The organism is Streptomyces sp. NPDC017676 (assembly GCF_044329325.1).
Classification (GTDB): domain Bacteria; phylum Actinomycetota; class Actinomycetes; order Streptomycetales; family Streptomycetaceae; genus Streptomyces.
This window is the reverse complement of the sequence record NZ_JBIRJA010000001.1, coordinates 927,017-946,482: the sequence shown is the minus strand read 5'-3', so window position 1 is coordinate 946,482 and position 19,466 is coordinate 927,017. Positions and strand designations below refer to the sequence as shown.

General features: G+C 72.3%; 21 protein-coding genes. 11 read left to right on the top strand and 10 right to left on the bottom strand.

Annotated features, from left to right (window positions below):
• The first annotated feature begins 57 nt into the window (after positions 1 to 57).
• The 3 genes from ACH4LD_RS04250 to ACH4LD_RS04240 all read left to right on the top strand — a co-directional run bounded on the left by ACH4LD_RS04250 (position 58) and on the right by ACH4LD_RS04240 (position 3,091).
• Complete coding sequence (locus tag ACH4LD_RS04250) at positions 58 to 759, top strand: DUF4191 domain-containing protein (RefSeq protein WP_103817970.1); 702 nt, start codon at positions 58 to 60, stop codon at positions 757 to 759.
• Between the two features lie 135 nt (positions 760 to 894).
• Positions 895 to 1,983 (top strand): right-handed parallel beta-helix repeat-containing protein, encoded by a 1,089-nt coding sequence (locus ACH4LD_RS04245; protein ID WP_132783797.1) that lies wholly within the window; start codon positions 895 to 897, stop codon positions 1,981 to 1,983.
• Between the two features lie 43 nt (positions 1,984 to 2,026).
• Positions 2,027 to 3,091 carry a methyltransferase gene (locus ACH4LD_RS04240; RefSeq protein WP_258056233.1) on the top strand — a complete coding sequence of 355 codons (1,065 nt, stop codon included), beginning with the start codon at positions 2,027 to 2,029 and terminating at the stop codon, positions 3,089 to 3,091.
• Positions 3,092 to 3,153: 62 nt separating this feature from the next.
• Here the strand turns inward: ACH4LD_RS04240 and ACH4LD_RS04235 are convergent, their stop codons facing one another.
• From ACH4LD_RS04235 to ACH4LD_RS04205, 7 genes are read right to left on the bottom strand one after another with little or no spacing between them, the layout of a single operon-like run.
• Complete coding sequence (locus ACH4LD_RS04235) at positions 3,154 to 3,483, bottom strand: TcmI family type II polyketide cyclase (RefSeq protein WP_132783796.1); 330 nt, start codon at positions 3,481 to 3,483, stop codon at positions 3,154 to 3,156.
• 21 nt (positions 3,484 to 3,504) lie between these two features.
• Positions 3,505 to 3,984: an SRPBCC family protein gene (locus tag ACH4LD_RS04230; protein WP_031027127.1), complete on the bottom strand. Its 480-nt coding sequence runs from the start codon at positions 3,982 to 3,984 to the stop codon at positions 3,505 to 3,507.
• Position 3,985: 1 nt separating this feature from the next.
• Positions 3,986 to 4,240 (bottom strand): acyl carrier protein, encoded by a 255-nt coding sequence (locus tag ACH4LD_RS04225; protein WP_014672284.1) that lies wholly within the window; start codon positions 4,238 to 4,240, stop codon positions 3,986 to 3,988.
• A gap of 22 nt (positions 4,241 to 4,262) precedes the next feature.
• Positions 4,263 to 5,507 carry a ketosynthase chain-length factor gene (locus ACH4LD_RS04220; RefSeq protein WP_398053560.1) on the bottom strand — a complete coding sequence of 415 codons (1,245 nt, stop codon included), beginning with the start codon at positions 5,505 to 5,507 and terminating at the stop codon, positions 4,263 to 4,265.
• A 7-nt stretch (positions 5,508 to 5,514) separates the two neighbouring features.
• Positions 5,515 to 6,774, bottom strand: coding sequence for a beta-ketoacyl-[acyl-carrier-protein] synthase family protein (locus tag ACH4LD_RS04215; protein ID WP_132783794.1), 1,260 nt, complete (start codon positions 6,772 to 6,774; stop codon positions 5,515 to 5,517).
• Complete coding sequence (locus ACH4LD_RS04210) at positions 6,771 to 7,208, bottom strand: cupin domain-containing protein (RefSeq protein WP_398053559.1); 438 nt, start codon at positions 7,206 to 7,208, stop codon at positions 6,771 to 6,773. The genes ACH4LD_RS04215 and ACH4LD_RS04210 overlap by 4 nt, the downstream gene beginning before the upstream one ends.
• 34 nt (positions 7,209 to 7,242) lie before the next feature.
• On the bottom strand, positions 7,243 to 8,325 hold the full coding sequence (locus ACH4LD_RS04205) for a SchA/CurD-like domain-containing protein (protein WP_398053558.1): 1,083 nt from the start codon (positions 8,323 to 8,325) through the stop codon (positions 7,243 to 7,245).
• A gap of 200 nt (positions 8,326 to 8,525) precedes the next feature.
• Between ACH4LD_RS04205 and ACH4LD_RS04200 the strand changes: the two genes are divergently transcribed.
• Positions 8,526 to 10,184 (top strand): FAD-dependent oxidoreductase, encoded by a 1,659-nt coding sequence (locus ACH4LD_RS04200; protein ID WP_398053557.1) that lies wholly within the window; start codon positions 8,526 to 8,528, stop codon positions 10,182 to 10,184.
• 175 nt (positions 10,185 to 10,359) lie between these two features.
• Here the strand turns inward: ACH4LD_RS04200 and ACH4LD_RS04195 are convergent, their stop codons facing one another.
• The gene (locus ACH4LD_RS04195; RefSeq protein ID WP_030656644.1) at positions 10,360 to 10,827 is read right to left on the bottom strand and encodes an RDD family protein; all 468 of its coding nucleotides are present in this window, start codon (positions 10,825 to 10,827) and stop codon (positions 10,360 to 10,362) included.
• 210 nt (positions 10,828 to 11,037) lie between these two features.
• On the opposite strand from ACH4LD_RS04195, the gene glnA reads away from it, so the two are divergent.
• Positions 11,038 to 12,447, top strand: a complete 1,410-nt coding sequence (glnA, locus tag ACH4LD_RS04190; RefSeq protein ID WP_103817802.1) for a type I glutamate--ammonia ligase — start codon at positions 11,038 to 11,040, stop codon at positions 12,445 to 12,447.
• Between the two features lie 72 nt (positions 12,448 to 12,519).
• Here glnA and ACH4LD_RS04185 read toward each other — a convergent pair whose 3' ends face one another.
• Positions 12,520 to 13,110, bottom strand: a complete 591-nt coding sequence (locus ACH4LD_RS04185; RefSeq protein ID WP_132783791.1) for an isochorismatase family protein — start codon at positions 13,108 to 13,110, stop codon at positions 12,520 to 12,522.
• 141 nt (positions 13,111 to 13,251) lie between these two features.
• Between ACH4LD_RS04185 and ACH4LD_RS04180 the strand changes: the two genes are divergently transcribed.
• The 5 genes from ACH4LD_RS04180 (at position 13,252) to ACH4LD_RS04160 (ending at position 17,789) form a co-directional block, all read left to right on the top strand.
• The gene (locus ACH4LD_RS04180; protein ID WP_398053614.1) at positions 13,252 to 14,211 is read left to right on the top strand and encodes a GlxA family transcriptional regulator; all 960 of its coding nucleotides are present in this window, start codon (positions 13,252 to 13,254) and stop codon (positions 14,209 to 14,211) included.
• Positions 14,212 to 14,310: 99 nt separating this feature from the next.
• Positions 14,311 to 14,565, top strand: a complete 255-nt coding sequence (locus ACH4LD_RS04175; RefSeq protein ID WP_014672294.1) for a hypothetical protein — start codon at positions 14,311 to 14,313, stop codon at positions 14,563 to 14,565.
• Positions 14,566 to 14,774: 209 nt separating this feature from the next.
• Positions 14,775 to 16,151 carry a hypothetical protein gene (locus ACH4LD_RS04170; RefSeq protein ID WP_398053556.1) on the top strand — a complete coding sequence of 459 codons (1,377 nt, stop codon included), beginning with the start codon at positions 14,775 to 14,777 and terminating at the stop codon, positions 16,149 to 16,151.
• Between the two features lie 129 nt (positions 16,152 to 16,280).
• The gene (gene htpX, locus ACH4LD_RS04165) at positions 16,281 to 17,201 is read left to right on the top strand and encodes a zinc metalloprotease HtpX (RefSeq protein WP_132783788.1); all 921 of its coding nucleotides are present in this window, start codon (positions 16,281 to 16,283) and stop codon (positions 17,199 to 17,201) included.
• A gap of 3 nt (positions 17,202 to 17,204) precedes the next feature.
• Complete coding sequence (locus ACH4LD_RS04160) at positions 17,205 to 17,789, top strand: hypothetical protein (RefSeq protein WP_398053555.1); 585 nt, start codon at positions 17,205 to 17,207, stop codon at positions 17,787 to 17,789.
• Positions 17,790 to 17,808: 19 nt separating this feature from the next.
• Here ACH4LD_RS04160 and ACH4LD_RS04155 read toward each other — a convergent pair whose 3' ends face one another.
• Positions 17,809 to 18,090 (bottom strand): hypothetical protein, encoded by a 282-nt coding sequence (locus tag ACH4LD_RS04155; RefSeq protein ID WP_398053554.1) that lies wholly within the window; start codon positions 18,088 to 18,090, stop codon positions 17,809 to 17,811.
• 191 nt (positions 18,091 to 18,281) lie between these two features.
• On the opposite strand from ACH4LD_RS04155, the gene ACH4LD_RS04150 reads away from it, so the two are divergent.
• Positions 18,282 to 19,463, top strand: coding sequence for a winged helix DNA-binding domain-containing protein (locus ACH4LD_RS04150; protein ID WP_398053553.1), 1,182 nt, complete (start codon positions 18,282 to 18,284; stop codon positions 19,461 to 19,463).
• Positions 19,464 to 19,466: the final 3 nt, after the last annotated feature.

The window sequence follows — 19,466 nt, the reverse complement described above, 5'->3', positions numbered from 1 at the left end:
CCCGCCCGCCGGACACTGCCGTCGTCCGCGCTCCCGGGGGCACGTAGACTTCGTGGCATGGCGAGGAAGGAAACCGCGGCGGACGCCGCGAACGCAGGGCGACTGAAGCAGATCGCCCTCACGTACAAGATGACCCGCAAGGCCGACAAGAAGATCGGTCTTGTACTCGCGGCCGTCGGCATCGGCACCCTCGGTGTCTTCCTCGCGATCGGCTTCCTGATCGGGCACCCGGTCTACCTGGGCATCTTCGGCCTGCTGATCGCCCTGCTGGCGACCGCGATCGTGTTCGGCCGCCGCGCCGAGCGGGCCGCGTTCGGCCAGATGGAGGGCCAGCCGGGCGCCGCCGCGGCCGTGCTGGACAACATCGGCCGGGGCTGGACGACGACGCCGGCGGTGGCGATGAACCGCAGCCAGGACGTGGTCCACCGGGCCGTCGGCAAGGCCGGCATCGTGCTGGTCGCCGAGGGCAACCCGAACCGGGTGAAGAGCCTGCTGGCCGCCGAGAAGAAGAAGATGAACCGCATCGTCGCCGACGTACCGGTGCACGATCTGATCGTCGGCAACGGCGAGGGCCAGGTCGAGCTGAAGAAGCTCCGCACGACCATGCTGAAGCTCCCGCGCGTGCTGACCGGCCCCCAGGTGACGGCCACCAACGACCGGCTGCGGGCGCTGGGCGACCTGATGAGCAACATGCCGCTGCCGAAGGGACCCATGCCGAAGGGCATGAAGCTGCCCAAGGGCGGGCCGCGGGGCCGCTGACCGCCCCGTCCGGCTGCGGCGCCGGCACGACTGGCCGCACGGGCCCCGCGTTCCCTCCGGAGCGCGGGGCTCTGACACGCCGCCGAACGGAGTATCCGGCCGGTAATCGGCTCATGCGCTCCTAGCCTTCGGAATGTGACAAAACGACACATTGCGTACCTGGCATGCGCCACGACCCTCGTCGGCACGATCATCGGCGCCACTCCGGCGTCCGCTGCCCACAGGACCCTCGTGGTGCATCCGGGTCAGTCGATCCAGAAGGCGGTCAACGCCGCCAAGGCCGGCGACACCGTGTTCGTGCTCGCCGGCACCTACCGTGAGAGCGTCACGGTGAAGACGGCGGGCCTCACCCTGCGGGGCGCGGGCCCGGGCACCGTGATCCAGCCCCCCAAGAAGAAGACCAAGCCCGCGCCGCACGGCAAGAAGGCCGCCATCACCTGCCTCTCGGACGGCAACGGCATCTGTGTGGTCGGGGGCAAGAACAAGCCCGTCAAGGACGTCACCGTCTCCGACCTCAAGGTGACCGGCTTCGCCAAGTCCGGCGTGTTCACCATGGGCACCGACCGGCTGACCGTGAAGCGCGTGATCGCCGAGCACAACGGCCAGTGGGGCATCGCCCAGGAGCACTCCACCCGTGGCGTGTTCCGGTACAACACCGCCCGGAGCAACGGGGACGCGGGGATCTTCCTCGCCAACAACGTCAAGGCCGAGCAGGGGGCCAAGGACAGCAAGGGCGCGGTGGTCGACCACAACCGGCTGGAGGACAACCGGATCGGCATCACCGTCCGCCGGCTGCGCAACCTCGCCGTCACCCGCAACTACGTCCTCGGCAACTGCGCGGGCGTGTTCGTCGTCGGCGACGAGAACAAGCCGCGTGCCGGTGCCCTCACCGTCAGCGACAACCTGGTCGACCGGAACAACAAGTACTGCCCGAAGACCGCCCGGCTGCCCTATCTGAAGGGCTCCGGCATCGTGCTCACCGGCACCGAGAAGGCCCTGGTGACGCGGAACAGGGTCACCGGTCACACGGGCAGGTCCCCGCTGTCGGGCGGCATCGTCCTGTTCAAGAGCTTCGTGGGCGCCACGAGCGAGAAGAACCGGATCACCGGCAACCGGCTGGCGGACAACTCCCCGGCGGACCTCGTCAACCAGGAAGCCACCAAGACCGGCAACGCCTTCACCGGCAACTCCTGCCGGGTCTCCAGGCCCGCGGGCCTGTGCTGACCGGACGGCCGTACCCGATCCACGCAAGGAAGGAAGGCGGCACATGACCGCACCATCCGGCGCACCCTCGGCTCCCCCGGAGCCGGGGGCACCCCCCTCCCCTCCCCCGTCGATGCGGCTGCGCGAGCTCGTGTTCGGGGCGGCCTGCGCCGCCGCGGTCCGCGCCGCCGCCCGGCTGGGCGTCGCCGACGCGCTCGGGGACGCCCCCATGACCGTGGAGACCCTGGCGACCGCGGTGCGCGCCGAACCGAAGCCGCTGCGCCGGCTGCTGCGCGCCCTGTCCTGCTACGGCGTCTTCGCCGAGCGGCCGGACGGGACGTTCGCCCACACCGAGATGTCCCGGCTGCTGCGCGAGGACGACCCGAACAGCCTGCGGGCCATCGCCATGTGGTGCACCGAGCCGTGGACCTGGGACGCCTGGCCGCTGCTGGACCGGGCCGTGCGCACCGGCCGGAACGTCGTGGAGGACCTCTACGGCAAGGAGTTCTTCAGCTACCTCAACGAGGACGCCCCCGAGTCCGCGGACGTCTTCAACCGCGCGATGACCCGCTCCAGCGAGCAGTCGGCGCGTGAGGTGGCGGCCCTGCTGGACCTGTCCGGCAGCAGCTCGGTCGCGGACCTCGGCGGCGGCCAGGGGCATGTGGTGGCGTGCCTGCTCGACAAGTACCCGGCGATGCGCGGCAGCCTGCTCGACCTGCCCCGGGTGGTGGAGAACGCCCTGCCGCGGCTGCGCGAGGGCGGCGACCTCGCCGACCGCGCGCGGATCGTGCCCGGCGACGTCCGGGAGGCGGTCCCGGTGGAGGCCGACGTCTACATCATCAAGAACATCCTGGAGTGGGACGACGAGTCCACGGCCCGGCTGCTGGGCAACGTGGTCGAGGCGGGCGGTCCCGGCACCCGGGTGGTGGTGATCGAGAACCTCGTCGACGACACCCCGTCGATGCGGTTCAGCACGGCCATGGACCTGCTGCTGCTCCTGAACGTCGGCGGGGCCAAGCACACCACCGACAGCATGGTCGGCCGACTGGAGGCGGCGGGCCTGGCGGTCCGCGACATCCGGCCGGTCAACCCGTACCTGCACGCGTTCGACTGCGTCGTCCCGGCATGACCGGCTCCCCGCGCCCCGAAGGGGCGCGGGGAACTGCCTTCGCTGCCGTTCCGGCGGAGCGCTCAGCCGGCGTCGCGCTCCCAGACGTAGAAGCGCTCAGCCATGGCGTCCTTCGGGGACCGCCAGGTCTCCGGGTCGTACGCGCTGACGTACGCCGACAGCCGCTCGCTGACCTCCTTGAAATCGGGGTGGGAGGTGACCTTGGCGATGGCCGGTCCCGGCTCCCGCTCGGACTCGATCAGGTGCATGTACACGTCGCCGAACTGGAAGAGGCTGCGCCGGACGACTCCGACGAGGTGCGGCAGCTCTCCGCGGTCGGACTCCGCGAACACCTTGGCGATGTCGGGGGCGGAGCCCGGGGCCATACGGGCGACGATCAGGGCCTGGTGCACGGTCGTCTCCTGTCGTCCGGCTCAGTCGGCCAGGGCCGGGGCGGGCCGCTCGCCGGCCGCCGCCTTCTCGATCTTCTGCCGGATCAGGTCCAGCTGGATCTTCGAGTTCTTGTTGATGTTGTCGGTCATCCAGTCGTCGTCGACCGGCGCGTCCGGCTTCATCGCGAAGTCCTGGGTCCAGACCATCCGGGTGCCGGCCGGGACCTCCTCGTACCGCCAGTGGATGTCCATGTGGGCGAAGGGCCCGGTCTCCACCCGGCGGGCCCTGACGGTGCGGGTGGCGCGGTCCGGCTCGCGCTCGGAGACCCAGCTCCAGACGGTGCCGTTCTCGTCCGGGTGCATGGTGAGCCGGAACGTCGTCTTCTCGCCCTCCTTCTTGAGGACCTCCACCGAGGCGTACTCGCTGAAGAGCTGGGGCCAGCGCTCCAGGTCGTTGGTCATGTCCCAGACCAGGTCCAGCGGGGCGGCGATGGTGATCTCGTTCTGGGTGTGTCCTGCCATCTCAGGCTCCTGCCATGAGGGTGCTGTTGACGAGGTTGAGGAACTGCTGGGGTGTCTTGCAGCGCTCGGCGTCGACCGGCATCGGGGTGCCGTGCGTGTTCTCCAGCTCCCCGACGATGCCGAGCAGGCCGAGCGAGTCGACACCGAGGACGTCGAAGCCGGTGTCCGGCTTCTCCTTCAGCTGCTGCGGGCTGACGGTCACGCCGGCGGCCTTCTTCATCAGCGCGGCGAGTTCTTCCACGGTGATCTGGGGCATGTGCTCTCCTCCTTCTCTGTACTCACTGCGCGGTGCCGCGTCGCAGCACCAGCGCCGAGTTCGACCCCATGAGTCCGCGGCTGAGGATCAGCGCCGTCCGCAGTTCGACGGCGCGGGCGCTGCCGGTCACGAGGTCGAGGTCGTGGCAGACGTCGAAGACGTTCGGCGTCGGCGGGATCAGGCCGTGCTCCATCGCGAGCACGGCCGCCGCGGTGTCCAGGACGGGGGCCGCGCAGTACCCCCGGCCGATCCCGGTCTTCGGTGCGGTGACCGGTACCCGGGTGCCGTGCTCGCCGAGGGCGTCGGCGATCGCCAGCGCCTCGGCCCGGTCGGCCTCCGGTACCCCGAGGGCGTCGGCGAAGACGACGTCGACCTCCTCGGGGGCGCACCCGGCCTCCGCCAGGGCCTGGCGGACGGCCTGGGCGAGCCCCTCCCGGGACCGGTCCCAGCGGGAGGCGCCGGTGAAGGTGGCCCCGTGGCCGGCCACGACGGCCTTGATGTCGGCGCCGCGGGCCCGGGCGGCGCCGGCCTCCTCGACCACGAGCATCCCGCCGCCCTCGGCGGGCACGAATCCCGAGGCCGCGTCCGTGAACGGGCGGTAGGCCCGGGACGGGTCCGTCTCCCGGCTCAGTTCCTCGTAGCCGAGCTGGCAGACCATCGAGTACGGCGCGAGCGGCGCCTCGGTGGAGCCGGCCACGATGACGTCGGTGCCGCGCCGCACGGCCCGTGCCGCGTGGGCGAGGGCGTCCAGACCGCCGGCCTCGTCGGAGGCGACGACCGAGCAGGGTCCCTTGAAGCCGCGGCGGATGGACACCTGGCCGGTGCTCGCGGCGTAGAACCAGGCGATGGACTGGTACGGCCCGACGAACCGGCTCCCCTTGCCCCACAGTTGCTGGAGTTCGCGCTGGCCGAACTCGCCGCCGCCGGACCCGGCGGCGGTGACCACGCCGATGGAGTACGGCGCGTCGGGGATGTCGGCCAGGGCGAGCCGGGCGTCGTCCAGTGCGAAGTCGGCCGCGGCCATGGCGTAGTGCGTGAACCGGTCGGTCTGGACGAGGAAGCGCTCCTCGATCGTGTCGGCCGGTTCGAAGGCGCGGACCTCACCGGCCACCTTGAGGGGAAGGTGCTCACAGCCCTCGCGGGTGATCCGGTCGAGGACGCTGAGGCCCTCCTGGGTGGCCTTCCAGAAGGTGCCGGTGGTGGTGCCGTTGGGTGCGACCACCCCGATGCCGGTGATGGCCGCGTGCCGGTCCTTCGGTTCGCTCATCGTGTCCTCACTCCCTCGGCCGGGTCAGGATCACCGCGGACTGGAATCCGCCGAACCCGCTGCCCACGGACAGCACGCTGGTCAGCTTCCGTTCGCGGGCGACGCGCGGGACGTAGTCCAGGTCGCACTCGGGGTCGGGGATCTCGTAGTTCGCGGTCGGCGGGACGACCTGCTTGGCGAGGGCCAGGACGCAGGCGACGAGTTCGATGGCGCCGATCGCCCCGAGGGAGTGCCCCACCATGGATTTGATGGAGCTCATCGGGGTGTCGTAGGCGTGGTGGCCGAGCGCCCGCTTCACGGCCGCCGTCTCGTGACGGTCGTTCTGCCGGGTGCCGGAGCCGTGCGCGTTGACGTAGTCGATCGCCGTGGGGTCGAGACGCGCCTGGTCGAGGGCGTTGTCAATGGCACGCGCCATCTCCAGTCCCTCCTTGGTCAGGCCGGTCATGTGGTAGGCGTTGCCGAAGGTGGCGTAGCCGCCGAACTCGCAGTACACGTGGGCGCCGCGGGCCCGGGCGTGCTCCAGTTCCTCCAGGACGAGCACCGCGCCGCCCTCGCCCATGACGAAGCCGTCACGGTTGTTGTCGAAGGGCCGGGAGGCGTGCGCGGGGTCGTCGTTGTTCGGCGAGGTGGCCTTGATCGCGTCGAAGCAGGCCATGGTGATCGGGGAGATCGGAGAGTCCGAGGCTCCCGCGATGCATATGTCGGCGCGGCCTTCCTGGACGGTGTGGAAGGCGTACCCGACCGCGTCGAGTCCCGAGGTGCAGCCGGTGGACACGGTCTGCACGGGGCCCTGGGCGCCGAAACGTTCCGCCACCGCGGAGGCCACGGTGCTCGGCGAGAACGCCCGGTGCAGCTGCGGCTCCGCCTCGGTGTGGTCGACGTCCCAGCGCTGCCCGCGATGGCTGACCAGGACGTAGTCGTGCTCCAGCCGGGTGGTGCCGCCGACGGCGGTGCCCACGGAGACGCCGACCCGCCAGGGGTCCTCCCGGCCGAGGTCGAGACCGGAGTCCCGGACCGCCTCCTCGCCGGCGACCAGGGCGAACTGTATGTACCGGTCCGCCCGTTCGACCTGCTCGGCGTCCAGGCCGTACGCGGCGGGCTCGAAGTCGCACTCGGCGGCGATCCGGGACCTGAGCCCGGTCGGGTCGAAGAACGTGATGCCCCGCGTCGCGGTACGGCCGTCGGCGAGCAGATCCCAGAACGCCGGTACGCCGATCCCTCCCGGGGCGACGATGCCTATGCCGGTGACCGCCACGCGCCGGTTCATGAGCGGACCCGTGCCCGGTCGGCCGGATCGGCGGTGACGGCGACGGCCTCCGTCTCCTCGGTGTCGACGTGGCCGAGGGCCGGCCGGGGGGCCAGCGGACCCAGGTGGAAGACGATCCGCGCCTCCACGTTGCCGACGTTGCGGAAGCGGTGCCGCATGTTGATGGGGATCATCAGCCCCTGCTCGGGCTTCAGCGGGTGCGGCTCACCGTCCAGGTCCACCTCCAGCTGCCCGCACAGGACGTACACGAACTCCTCGGAGTAGGGGTGGTAGTGCTCACCGATGCGGTCGCCGGGCTGCACGATGGCCACGCCCATGAAGCCACTGGTGGAGCCCACCGTGGCCGGGGTGAGCATGGCGCGCAGATCGCCGCCGCGCCGGGTGTTGGGCTCGATCTCGCTGAGGTCCACGATCTTCGGAAGGTGTTTGATCACGACGTTCCTCCGTTGGTGTGCTGGCCTGCCGGGCTCAGGCGTCCGGCGAGCGGCGGTCGGTGACGAGGTCCATGCCGACGGGCTCGCCGTCCAGCAGGGTGCTCAGCTCGGCCTGACGGCCGGGCTCCGGCAGCAGGGCGCGGGCGCCCGTGCCGGGACGTACGTCGATCAGCCGGACGACGACGTCGTCGCGCTGGAAGATCGTGCTGCGCAGCACCGGGCTGTCCGGGTCCTCCGCCGCCGCCTCGTCCTGCTGGGCGAGCAGCTCCGCCAGCCGCATCCCGCAGTCCGGCCGGGCCGGGTAGTACAGCGCCTGCCGCTCGCCCTCGGCGAGTTCGTCCGCGGTGACGTGGTGCACGGCCGGCAGCGCCGCCCGGGTGAAGAACACCCGCGCGGACTCCTGGTCGTTGAGGTCGCGCTCCTGCTCCAGGTAGGGGTTGATGGCCTCCTCGACGGCCCGTACCTCGGGCTGCCGGGCGACGTGCCGCAGCGCCGCGAGCAGGTCGCCGCGCACCTCGATGGCCCGCACGACCCGGTTGCCGTGCATGAACAGGGAGGTGCGGCTCAGCCGGGTGGTCTCGTCGACCCGCGCCTGGGGCGAGGCGTAGTCCGCGAGGATCTTCGCGACCTTCTCCTCGCTGCCCGGCCTGACCGTGAAGGTCAGCGCGTGCCGGATCACGCCGTCCCCGATCCGCGGGGACGACTGGAGCCGACGCCGTGACGCGGCCCCGGCCGGCTCGCCGCCCGTCTCGCGGACGATGTGGAACCGCAGCGACCGGGTGTCCCGGACGCAGCTGTGCAGCGGTTCCACCATCCGCACGTGCTCCTCGCTGTTCACCCAGGTGAGGAACGGCGGGGCGCTCTCCCACTCGCTGGTGATGAGCCATTGGGAGGGGTTCTCGATCGACTGGCACAGCTGGTCGCTGACGTGGCCGGGCACCCGCGCCACCTGGTTGCACAGCTGCTCGTAGGCCTCCAGGAACTGCTGCTGGGCGCCGTCGTTGACGTCCACGAGCAGGACGACCCGGAGACGGGAGCCGTCGAACACGGACTGGGAGACCTTCTTCGACACCTGACGCGTCGACTGGTCCGACATCTTTTCCGACAAGGTGGTCATGCTGCGCATCTCCTTCACGGGGGCAGAGGCGAACGCCGGCCGCCGATGACGCGACGTCAGCGCTTCTTGATCCTGTGCCGCTTCCCGCACAACGCGCGACTCGCGTGAACCACGTGGGTGATTGAGCACGCGAAAGCCGTCCCAGAGGGCACAGAAACAGCAACGCGCCTCACATCCCGACCCCTGCCTCTGGAGCCTTGATGCAGCACAAAGCCGATCACCAGGTGCCCGTCCTCGTCGTGGGCGGTTCGCTGGTGGGCCTGTCCCTCTCCCTGTTCCTGGGGCGTCTCGGCGTACCCCACATGCTCGTCGAGCGGCACTCCGGGACCTCGATCCACCCGCGTGGCCGCGGCAACAACCTGCGGACGATGGAGCTGTACCGGGTGGCCGGCATCGAGCCGGACATCAAGGCGGCGGCCTCGCTGCTCGCGGCCAACCATGGCATCCTGCAGACCCCGACCCTGGTCGGCGACGCCGGCGAATGGCTGTTCAAGCACATCGACCCGGGTGGCGGACTGGCGCGGTTCAGCCCCACGGCCTGGTGCCTGTGCAGCCAGAACGACCTGGAGCCGGTGCTGCTGAAGGGCGCCCGTGCGCTCGGCGGGGACCTGCGGTACTTCCACGAGATGGAGGGCTTCGAGCAGGACCCCGAAGGAGTGACGGCGTTCGTCCGGGACCGGGACAGCGACGCGCTGTACACGGTCCGCGCGGACTACCTGGTCGCGTGCGACGGCCCGCGCAGTCCCGTCCGGCGCCGGCTCGGCATCGGGCAGAGCGGCCCCGGCGACCTCTTCGCGAACGTGAGCGTCACCTTCCGGTCCAAGCTGCTCGCCGAGACGGTCGGCGACCGGCACTTCATCTGCTGCTACCTCACCAACCCCGAGGCCGACGGCGCCCTGCTGCCGGTCGACAACAAGGAGCACTGGGTCTTCCACGCGCCCTGGCACCCGGAGCAGGGCGAGACGCTGGAGGAGTTCACCGAGGAGCGGCTCCAGCGGCACATCCGGCTGGCCGTCGGCGTCCCCGACCTGGACATCGAGATCACCGGCAAGGCGTCCTGGCGCGCCGCCGAACGCGTCGCCGAGCGGTACACGGCGGGCCGGGTGCTGCTGGCCGGCGACTCCGCCCACGAGATGTCCCCGACCGGCGCCTTCGGCTCCAACACCGGCATCCAGGACGCCCACAACCTGGCGTGGAAACTCTCCGCCGTCCTCGACGGCTGGGCCGGGCCCGACCTGCTGGAGACCTACGACAGCGAGCGCCGGCCCGTCGCGCTGGCGACCAGCGCCCGCGCCTCCGCCCGCTCGGTGGAGCACAGCCACCCCGGCTTCGCGCCCACGCCCGGCGTCGGCGGCGGCCCGCGCAGCGGCATCCTCCCCGTCGTCCTCGCCTACCGCTATCTGGAGGGGGCCGTCATCGGCGCCGACCCCGCCCAGCCGGTCGTACCCGACGAGGTGCGGCTGACGGCGGACCCGGGCAGCCGGGCGCCGCACCTGTGGCTGCGCCGCGCGGGCGACCGGCTCTCCACGATCGACCTCTACGAGCGGTCACTGGTGCTCCTCTGCGACGCCGGGTCGGCCGCGGGAGCGGCCTGGCACTCCGCCGCCCGGGGGATCGCCCGCACGGACGGCGTACGACTGGAGGCGTACCGGATCGGTACGGGGGCGAACGCCGACCTCACCTATGACGGGGACGGCCCCGGTGCCGGCACCGACTGGGCGGCCCTCCACGGCACGACGCCGGACGGGGCGGTGCTGGTCCGGCCGGACGGATTCGTGGCCTGGCGCGCGACGGACGCCGCGACCGACGCGGAGGCGGAGCTGCGGGCGGTGCTGAGGGCGGTGCTGCGGAGGGGGTGACGGAGGTACCGGGGCCTGCGGGTGGCTGCTGCGCCCGGCGCCGGGCGCTCTCGCGGAGCCCGGCGTTGCGGCGCCGGGACGGGGCCGCGCCGGGACGGGGCCGTTGCCCCATACGGCTCGGCCCCGCTGACGCGGCCGGCCGCGGGCGAGCCGCGTCCTCGGCGGGGGCGCTCCGTCAGATCCGTACCTCGACCGTCTTCGCGAGCCGGTCGTGCAGGCCGCGGCCGTCGCGGTCCCAGATCAGGGCGGGGATCGCGAGGCAGAGCAGGACCGTGCGCAGCAGGGCGCGTCCCGGGTTGACCGTGCCGGTCCGGAGGGCGACGACCCGGATGCCGAAGAGGCGCTTTCCGGGGGTGAAGCCGACCGTGCCGACGGTCAGGGCGCTCAGGACGAAGAAGACGCCGAGCGCCCAGTTGCTCGTAGCGGGGCTGTAGCCGTCGGTGATCAGGCCGTATGCGATCAGGACGCACAGCGCCCAGTCCACGGCGATCGCGCCGAGGCGCCGTCCGGGCCGTGCGATCGAGTTCGGTCCGTGCTCCGGGAGACCGAGCTGTTCGCCGCGGTACCCGAAGTCGGCGCCCGCCTCTTCCATGGCCGCGCGCGGCCCGGAGAGCCACGATCCGATTGCCTGCCTGTTGTCCACGCCTCCACGGTACTGTGCCCGGTTTCGGGCACTACGCACAGGGGTGTGTCGGGGCTACGGTGGACACGTGGCCGGTTAACTTCTGCGAAACAAACGGGTCACGCCCGAGAAATCACCCGTCCCTAGGGTCGAGACCAGCGTGTGCCACCGCACTGGCCGCACGAACGATCTACCACCCCGGCGAGGACGGTCGGGAGTAGGAGGAGCTGGATGTTCCAGAACGCCGACGAGGCCAAGAAGTTCATCGCGGACGAGGACGTCAAGTTCATCGACGTCCGCTTCTGCGACCTGCCGGGCGTCATGCAGCACTTCACGGTGCCCGTTGAGGCGTTCGACCCGGACGAGGAGCTGGCCTTCGACGGATCGTCGATCCGTGGTTTCCAGGCCATCCACGAGTCCGACATGGCTCTGCGCGCCGACCTGTCCACCTCGCGTGTGGACCCGTTCCGCCGCGACAAGACCCTCAACATCAACTTCTTCATCCACGACCCGATCACGGGCGAGCAGTACTCCCGTGACCCGCGCAACGTGGCGAAGAAGGCGGAGGCGTACCTGGCCTCGACCGGGATCGCGGACACCGCGTACTTCGGCCCCGAGGCCGAGTTCTACGTCTTCGACAGCGTGCGTTTCGCCACCTCCGCGAACGAGTCCTTCTACCACATCGACTCCGAGGCGGGCGCCTGGAACACCGGCGCGCTGGAGAACAACCGTGGGTACAAGGTCCGCTACAAGGGCGGCTACTTCCCGGTGGCTCCGGTCGACCACTTCGCCGACCTGCGCGCCGAGATCTCCCTGGAGCTGGAGCGGTCCGGCCTGAAGGTCGAGCGCCAGCACCACGAGGTGGGCACGGCCGGCCAGGCGGAGATCAACTACAAGTTCAACACCCTGCTCGCCGCCGCCGACGACCTCCAGCTCTTCAAGTACATCGTGAAGAACGTCGCCTGGCGCAACGGCAAGACCGCGACCTTCATGCCGAAGCCGATCTTCGGTGACAACGGCTCGGGCATGCACGTGCACCAGTCGCTGTGGAGCAACGGCGACCCGCTGTTCTACGACGAGGCCGGTTACGCGGGCCTGTCGGACACCGCCCGCTACTACATCGGCGGCATCCTCAAGCACGCCCCGTCGCTGCTGGCCTTCACCAACCCGACGGTGAACTCGTACCACCGTCTGGTGCCGGGCTTCGAGGCGCCGATCAACCTGGTGTACTCGCAGCGCAACCGCTCCGCCGCGATGCGCATCCCGATCACGGGCTCCAACCCGAAGGCCAAGCGCGTCGAGTTCCGCGCGCCCGACTCCTCCGGCAACCCGTACCTGGCCTTCTCGGCCCTGCTCCTCGCGGGCCTGGACGGCATCAAGAACAAGATCGAGCCGGCCGAGCCGATCGACAAGGACCTGTACGAGCTGGCTCCGGAGGAGCACGCGAACGTCGCCCAGGTCCCGACCTCGCTGAACGCCGTCCTCGACGCGCTGGAGGCCGACCACGAGTTCCTCCTCCAGGGCGACGTGTTCACGTCCGACCTGATCGAGACGTGGATCGACTTCAAGCGCACCAACGAGATCGCCCCGCTCCAGCTGCGTCCGCACCCGCACGAGTTCGAGCTGTACTTCGACGTGTGACAGACGCGCCGAGGCGCTGACCGAGGCCCCGCCGCTCCCCCGGGAACGGCGGGGCCTCGGCGTTCGTCGGGCTCAGGCCGGCGCGGGCGCCGACGGTACGACCACGCCGTAGAGGTCGGCGACGGTGGCGAGGGCGCTGTGGTGGAGCTGGTCCGCGGTCACCTCGCCGAGCGGCGTCCGCAGCGGGCGGGTCGCGCAGGCGTCGGCCACCACGGTGGGGCGGTTGCCGCGCAGGAACGCTCCCTGCGCGGTGAACAGGACGCACATGTGGGTCATGAAGCCGGCGATCACGACGTCCTGGTGGCCGGCGGCGTCCACGTGCTCGGCGAGGTCGGTGCCGTGGAACGCGTCGGGGGCGGTCTTGACGACGACTGCTTCGCCGTCGAGGGGGGCGACGCGGGGGTGGATGCGGCCGATCTCGGCCCGGATGTCGTACGGGGTGCCCGGGCCGCCGTCGTGGACGACGTGGATCACCCGGGCGCCCGCGTCCCGTGCCGCCGCCAGCAGTCCGGCCGCCGCGTCGAGGGCGGCGTCCCAGCCCGCCAGCTCCAGCACGCCCCGGGTGTAGGTGTTCTGGTAGTCGACCAGGATCAGCGTGGAGCCGGCGAGCGAGGCCGGGGTCTGGTCGAGGCCGTTCAGGTCGCGCAGGGTCGTGCTGGGCATGGCAGCCCCTCCTCGGGTGGTGGCGTGGGTACGGCGATCACGCTAGGCAGCCGCCCCGCATGGCAGCAATGTCAGGTAACTTGCAGATCCGGACATCCGGAGGGGGAGGGCGTGAGCGGGAGCCGGCGGTTCGTGCTGATCATGCTGTTCGACGGCGTCGACCTGCTGGACGTCACCGGACCGCCGGAGGTGTTCGCCCTGTTCCGGCGCGAGAGCGGCGAGGAGACCGGTTACGAGGTGGCTCTGGCCGCCGCCACCATGGACCCGGTCACCACCGCCGCCGGGGTGCGGGTGCTGCCCGACCTCACCTTCGCGGACGCGTCCGGGCGTGCCGTCGACACGCTGCTGGTGCCGGGCTCGGTCGAGGTCGACGAGGAGCGGCGGGTGCACGCCCTGGCCGACCCCGCCGTCGTCGCCTGGGTGCGGACGCTCGCCGCCCGCAGCCGGCGCGTCGCCTCCGTCTGCGTCGGCGCCCACCTGCTCGCCGCCGCCGGTCTGCTGGACGGCAGGCGGGCCACCACCCACTGGTCGACCGCCCGGCAGCTCGCCGCCGAGCACCCCTCGGTCGAGGTCGACGCCGACCCGATCTTCATCCGGGACGGCGGGGTGTGGACCGGCGCGGGCATCAGCGCCTGCCTGGACCTGGCCCTCGCGCTGGTCGCCGAGGACTTCGGGGAGGCCGTCGCCCTGCGGGTCGCCCGGCAGCTGGTCATGTACCTGAAGCGGCCGGGTGGGCAGAGCCAGTTCAGCGTGCCCGTCGAACCCGTCTCGGCCACCCCGCGCATGGCCGGCCTGCGCCATGTCGTCGCCGAGCACCTCGCCGGGCCGCTGACCCTCGCCGACCTGGCCCGGCACGCCCACCTCAGCGAGCGCCAGCTCGCCCGGATCTTCAAGGCGGAGCTCGGCATGACCCCGGCCGCCTACATCGAGGCGGCCCGTGTCGAGGCGGCCCGGAACCGGCTCGAAACCACGGACGACACCCTGGACCGCGTCGCCTCCGCGTGCGGCTTCGGTACGACCGACACGCTGATCCGGGCGTTCCGCCGCACGCTCGACACCACACCCACGGAGTACCGGAGCCGTTTCCGCCGCTGCGGCTGACCGGCTTCCGCCCCCGTGCAACCTTTCCCGCTTCCCAGACTTCCTATTGTCGGGAGATCATCCCTCCGGACCGTGACGGACGAGAGAGGTTGAACGGGGATGCCGGAACAGAACGACTGGGAGCGCGAGTTCGATCACACCTGGGCGAACTCCGCCGAGCACAAGGAGCCCTCCGCCCGGGCCCGCATGCTCGCCGCCCGCTGGAAGGAGAACCCGCCGAACCCGGCGCCCTTCCGCGCCGACCCGGACCCGGTGCCGCGCCGGTCCTCCTGGGTCTCGACGGCCGTGGTCCTCGGCTGCGTGGCCGTGGTCATCGTCCTGCTGGGCTATGCCCAGATGCGCTCGCCGTACTAGGGCCTCTCGTTCGGATCATGCCGGGCTCGCGGGCCCTGGCACCGCGCCTCGCCGCGTTGTCGTCGGTTGCCATGGCTCCGCCATGGCGCCCTCCTCCGCCTTGCGATGCACGGCACCAGACCCGCTCCCTGATCCGGCCTGGTCCGAACGAAAGACCCTGGGAGCCGAGCCGGAAGAACCGAGCGGGCGACACGAACAGGAGACGTACATTGCGGGAGGGCATCGCGGCGGCACTTCGCCTCGTCGAGGGAGCGGCGCCGGCGGACGTGCTCGACACCGGCGACCCGGCGGCCTGGCTGGAGCTGGACGAGGGCGTGCGGGCGGTGGAGTGGAGCGGGCCGTCGGCCCACGGCTGGGAGCGGTCGGCCGACGAGCGAGCCCTGCTCGCCGCCCTGGCCGCCGGCGATCCGCTGAGCGACGCCCGGCTCGCCGTCGCCCTGTGCCACCGTGACGGCAGGGTCCGGTACCGTGCGCTGGGCCGGGTCGCCGGCCGTCCGGCGCTGCTCCCCCTCGTGGTCGTCCGGTGCACCGACTGGGCGGAGCCGGTGCGGGCACGGGCCCGGGACCGGCTCACCGAGGCGCTGGACGCCGTGACGGCCGCACCGCTCGCCCCGCTGGTCCGGCGCCTGGGCGACCGTCACCGCGGCGACTTCGCCATGGGCCTGCTCGGTGACGTCCTGCGGCGGGCGCCCCGGGAGCGGCTGGCCCCGCTGCTCGCGTCCGGTGACCGTGCGGTACGCCGGTTCGCGTACGGCCTCGCCGTCGAGGAGGGCTTCCTCTCCCCCGCCGAACTGGCCCGCGCCGCCGCCCGCGACGGCGACGCCGTCGTACAGACGCTGTGCGCGGACGCGGCGCTCACCTCCGTCACACACGACACCGCGGCGGAGGTGCTGGACGCTCTGCTCGGCGCCCGCAGCCCGCGGGCCCGGTCGGCCGGCGTGACCGCGCTGCGGCGGCTGGACCGGCCGGACCGGGCGGCGGACTTCCTCGCGGACCGGTCGGCGCTGGTGCGGGCCTGCGCCCGCTACGTCCTGCGGCAGCACGGGACCGATCCGCTGCCCTGGTACCGGGCGCGCTGTGCCGGGGCCGCCGACCCGGTGCTGCCGCCCGGTGCCGCGATCGGCCTCGCGGAGTGCGGGACGCGCGCGGACGCCGCCCTGCTGTGGCCGCTGCTGGATCATCCGGCACCGGGGGTGCGGGCACGGGCCGTGGCCGGGCTGCGGACGCTGGACGTGACGGACGTACGGCGGATGTGGCGGATGCTGGACGACCCGGCACCCGGCGTGGTGCGCGAGGCCACGCTCGCCCTGCTGCCGTCGGCCGCCGGGCTGCCGGGGCAGGAACTGGTGCGGCGGCTGGACCCGGCACGCCCCCGCTGGGTGCGGGTGTCGGCGTGGCGGCTGCTGTACGCGCACGGCGAGGTCGCACGCCTGCGGGCGGCCGTGGCGCTGCTCGGCGGTCCCGACGAACGGCTGCGGACGCGGGCGGAAGCGGTGGTGCGGCGCGCACTGCGCTGGGGAGTGGGGAGCCGGTCGGAACCGGAGGTCGTCCGGCTGCTGGTCCGGGGCCGCGCCCTGCTGGGCTGACCCACGGCACCGCACCGGTGACACACAGGGACATTTTGCTGCTCCTGGGGACGTTCGGGACCAGCTCATGGCCATCCGCAGGTGCACACTGGACAGCGGGACGAGTGCCTGACTGCGGGGTGATGCAAGATGCGGAGCCGGTTCCGGAGCGATCGGCGACTGACCGTGCGCATGGGTCTCACGTTGTTCCTCCTCGGGCTGCTGTACGTGGGCTTCGTCGCCGCACTGATCGTGCTGCTGAAGTCCTGGGTGCTGGTCGCCGTCCTGATCGGGGCGCTGTTCGTGGCGCAGTTCTGGTTCTCCGACCGGATCGCGATGTTCGCCATGCGCGGGCGGGTCGTGGAGCGGGAGGAGTATCCCGAGCTGCATGCCGTGGTCGACCGGCTGTGCGCGATCGCGGACATGCCCAAGCCGGTGGTCGCCGTGTCGGCGATGGACATGCCGAACGCGTTCGCGACCGGGCGCAGCCCCGAGCACGCGGTCGTCTGTGTGACCACCGGGCTGCTGCGCCGGCTGGAGCCGGCGGAGCTGGAGGGCGTGCTCGCGCACGAGCTGTCGCACGTGCGGCACAAGGACGTCGCGGTGATCACGATCGCGTCGTTCCTCGGGGTGCTCGCGGGCCTGATCGTGCGGTTCGCCTTCTACTCCCAGGTCTTCGGCGGCGGCCGCCGGGACCAGAACACCGCCGCCGTGTTCGCCGCCGTGCTGGGCGTCTCGGTGGCCGTGTACGCGATCAGCTTCCTGCTGATCCGGTCGCTGTCCCGGTACCGGGAGCTGGCGGCGGACCGCGCCGCGGCGCACCTGACCGGCCGGCCCTCGGCGCTGGCGGCGGCGCTCACCAAGGTCTCCGGGGAGATCGCGCGGATCCCGACCAAGGACCTGCGCACGGCCCAGGCGTTCAACGCGTTCTACTTCACCCCGGCGACCGGCCGGGAGCCCGGCATCGAGCGGTTCTTCTCCACGCACCCGACCCTGGAGCAGCGGCTGGAGCAGCTGGCCCGGATCTCGGCGGAGCTGGGCGAGGCCGCCACCCCGGGGAAGGCGGGCTGACCGGTGGGGCTGCTGGACATCCTGCTGGGCCGTACGAAACCGGTGGCGCCCGATCTCGACCGGCTCTTCGCGCTGCCGTCGGCGGCCGTGACGCTGGAGGCGGCGGCGGGATTCACGCCGACCGGGGCAGGGGCGGTGTGCTTCGCCACGGTGGAGGGCGCGGCCTTCGAGCAGATGCACCGTGAGGTGCAGGCGCTGCTGGACGCGGACGTCGACCGGACCGGCCCGCCGGTGGAGCTGCGCCGGGACGCCTACGGCTACTCCTGGCTGGTGTCCCAGCGCTCCCCCGACCAGCTGCCCGAACTGGTCAACGATCTGCACGCGGTGAACAGTTCGCTGGAGGTCAACGGCTTCGGCCCGCAGTTGCTGTGCTCGCTGGCCGGGTTCACGGACGGCACCGGCCGGAAGCTGGCGCTCGTCTACCTCTACAAGCGCGGCACCTTCTACCCGTTCGCCCCGCTGCCCGGCACCGCCGAGCGGCGGGACACCGCGCTGGAACTCCAGCTCAAGGCCACGCTCGACAACGACCTGCGGATCGAGCAGGACCTCGGCCGCTGGTTCCCGGTGTGGGGCGCCCCCGGCCTGTGACGGCCGGCGACGCCCCCGCTCACTTCCTGCTCTGCTCCCGCTCCTGCCGCCGGGCCTCGACGGGCCGCTCGCGGCGGTAGCGGCGCTCCCACTTCGCCTGCCGGTCCCGGCGGTCCCGGTACGCCCGGTAGCTGTCGGGCGGGGGACCGGCGCCGGTCCCGGCCGGCGGCGTGGTGCCGGGCGAGCCACGGCCGTGCGTCGCGTACAGATACAGCAGGGCGACGGCGGCGAGCCACCAGAGACGGTTTCCGGTTCCGAGGATGACCAGGACGACGGTCCCGGTCGCGAGAATGCCACGCATGACGGACCTCCTGGGGTGAGTCGCGGGGATGCTTCCGTTCGCCCAGCGTAGGGAGACCGTGACGGTGCGTGCACCCCGTTTTCCGGGGCGCGCGACGGGGCGCGCCACGAGGCGTGCCCTGCCCCGCGCGCATTGTCAGTGGCACCGGCGACCATGGCGGCACGGCATCGTGAGTCGAAGGGGAGGCCGGTATGGCGGAGGGACGGCGGTACGTCGACGTGAGGGAGCGGCGGGCCCGGCTGGCCGTGCGGCACCGGCTGGCCGGGGCGGCACGGGCGGCGACGCCCGAGGAGGTCGCGGGCTGTCTGGTCGCCCTGCACGGCTCGGACCCGGCGACCGTGCACCTGGCGGTGGCCGCCCGGCTGACCGAACCCGCCAAGGCGGTGGCGGAGACGGAACGGGCGCTGTACGAGGACCGCACGCTGGTGCGGATGCACGGCATGCGGCACACGGTGTTCGTGTTCCCCGCGGACCTGACGGCCGTCGTCCACGCCTCGACGGGCCTCGCGGTGGCCGCCCGTGAGCGCGCGGCCCTGCTGCGGGACATGGCGACGGCCGGCGCCCCGGACGCGGCGTGGCTGGCGGAGGTCGAGGAGGCCACGCTCGCCGCGCTGGCCCGGCGTGGCCAGGCGACGGCGGCGGAGCTGGCGGCGGACGAGCCCCGCCTGCGCGAACGGTTCGTCCACTCGGCCGGGAAGAGCTACGAGGGCGTCCACACGGTCTCGACCCGTCTGCTGCGCGTGCTCGGGGTGGAGGGCAAGGTGGTCCGGGGCCGCCCGCTCGGCTCCTGGACGTCGAGCCGGTTCCGCTGGGCGCCGGCGCCGCCCCACCCAGAACTGGACGTGGCCGGGGCACAGGCGGCCCTGCTGCGGCACTGGCTGCGGGCGTGCGGCCCGGCGACCGAGGCGGACCTGAAGTGGTGGACGGGCTGGACGCTCCGGGAGGTCCGCCGCGCGCTGGCGGCCATCGGCGCCGAGGAGGTCTCCCTGGACGAGGGCACGGGATACGTCGACGCCGGGGACGCGGAGCCGGTGACGGGCCCCGGCGCGCCCTGGGCGGCGCTGCTGCCCGCCCTGGACCCCACGGCCATGGCCTGGCAGCTGCGCGACTGGTATCTGGACCCGGCGCTGCGCCCCCTGCTCTTCGACCGCAGCGGCAACGTGGGTCCGACGGTGTGGTGGAACGGCCGCGTGGTGGGCGGCTGGGCCCAGCGCGCGGACGGCGAGATCGTCTGGCGGATCCCGGAGGAGGGCGTCCGCAGACAGGCCGCGGCCGAGGTCACGGCGGAGGCGGAGCGCCTGCGCGACTGGCTGGGCGCGGCCCGGGTCACCCCGCGCTTCCGGACCCCGCTGGAGCGGGAACTGACGGCGTGACGG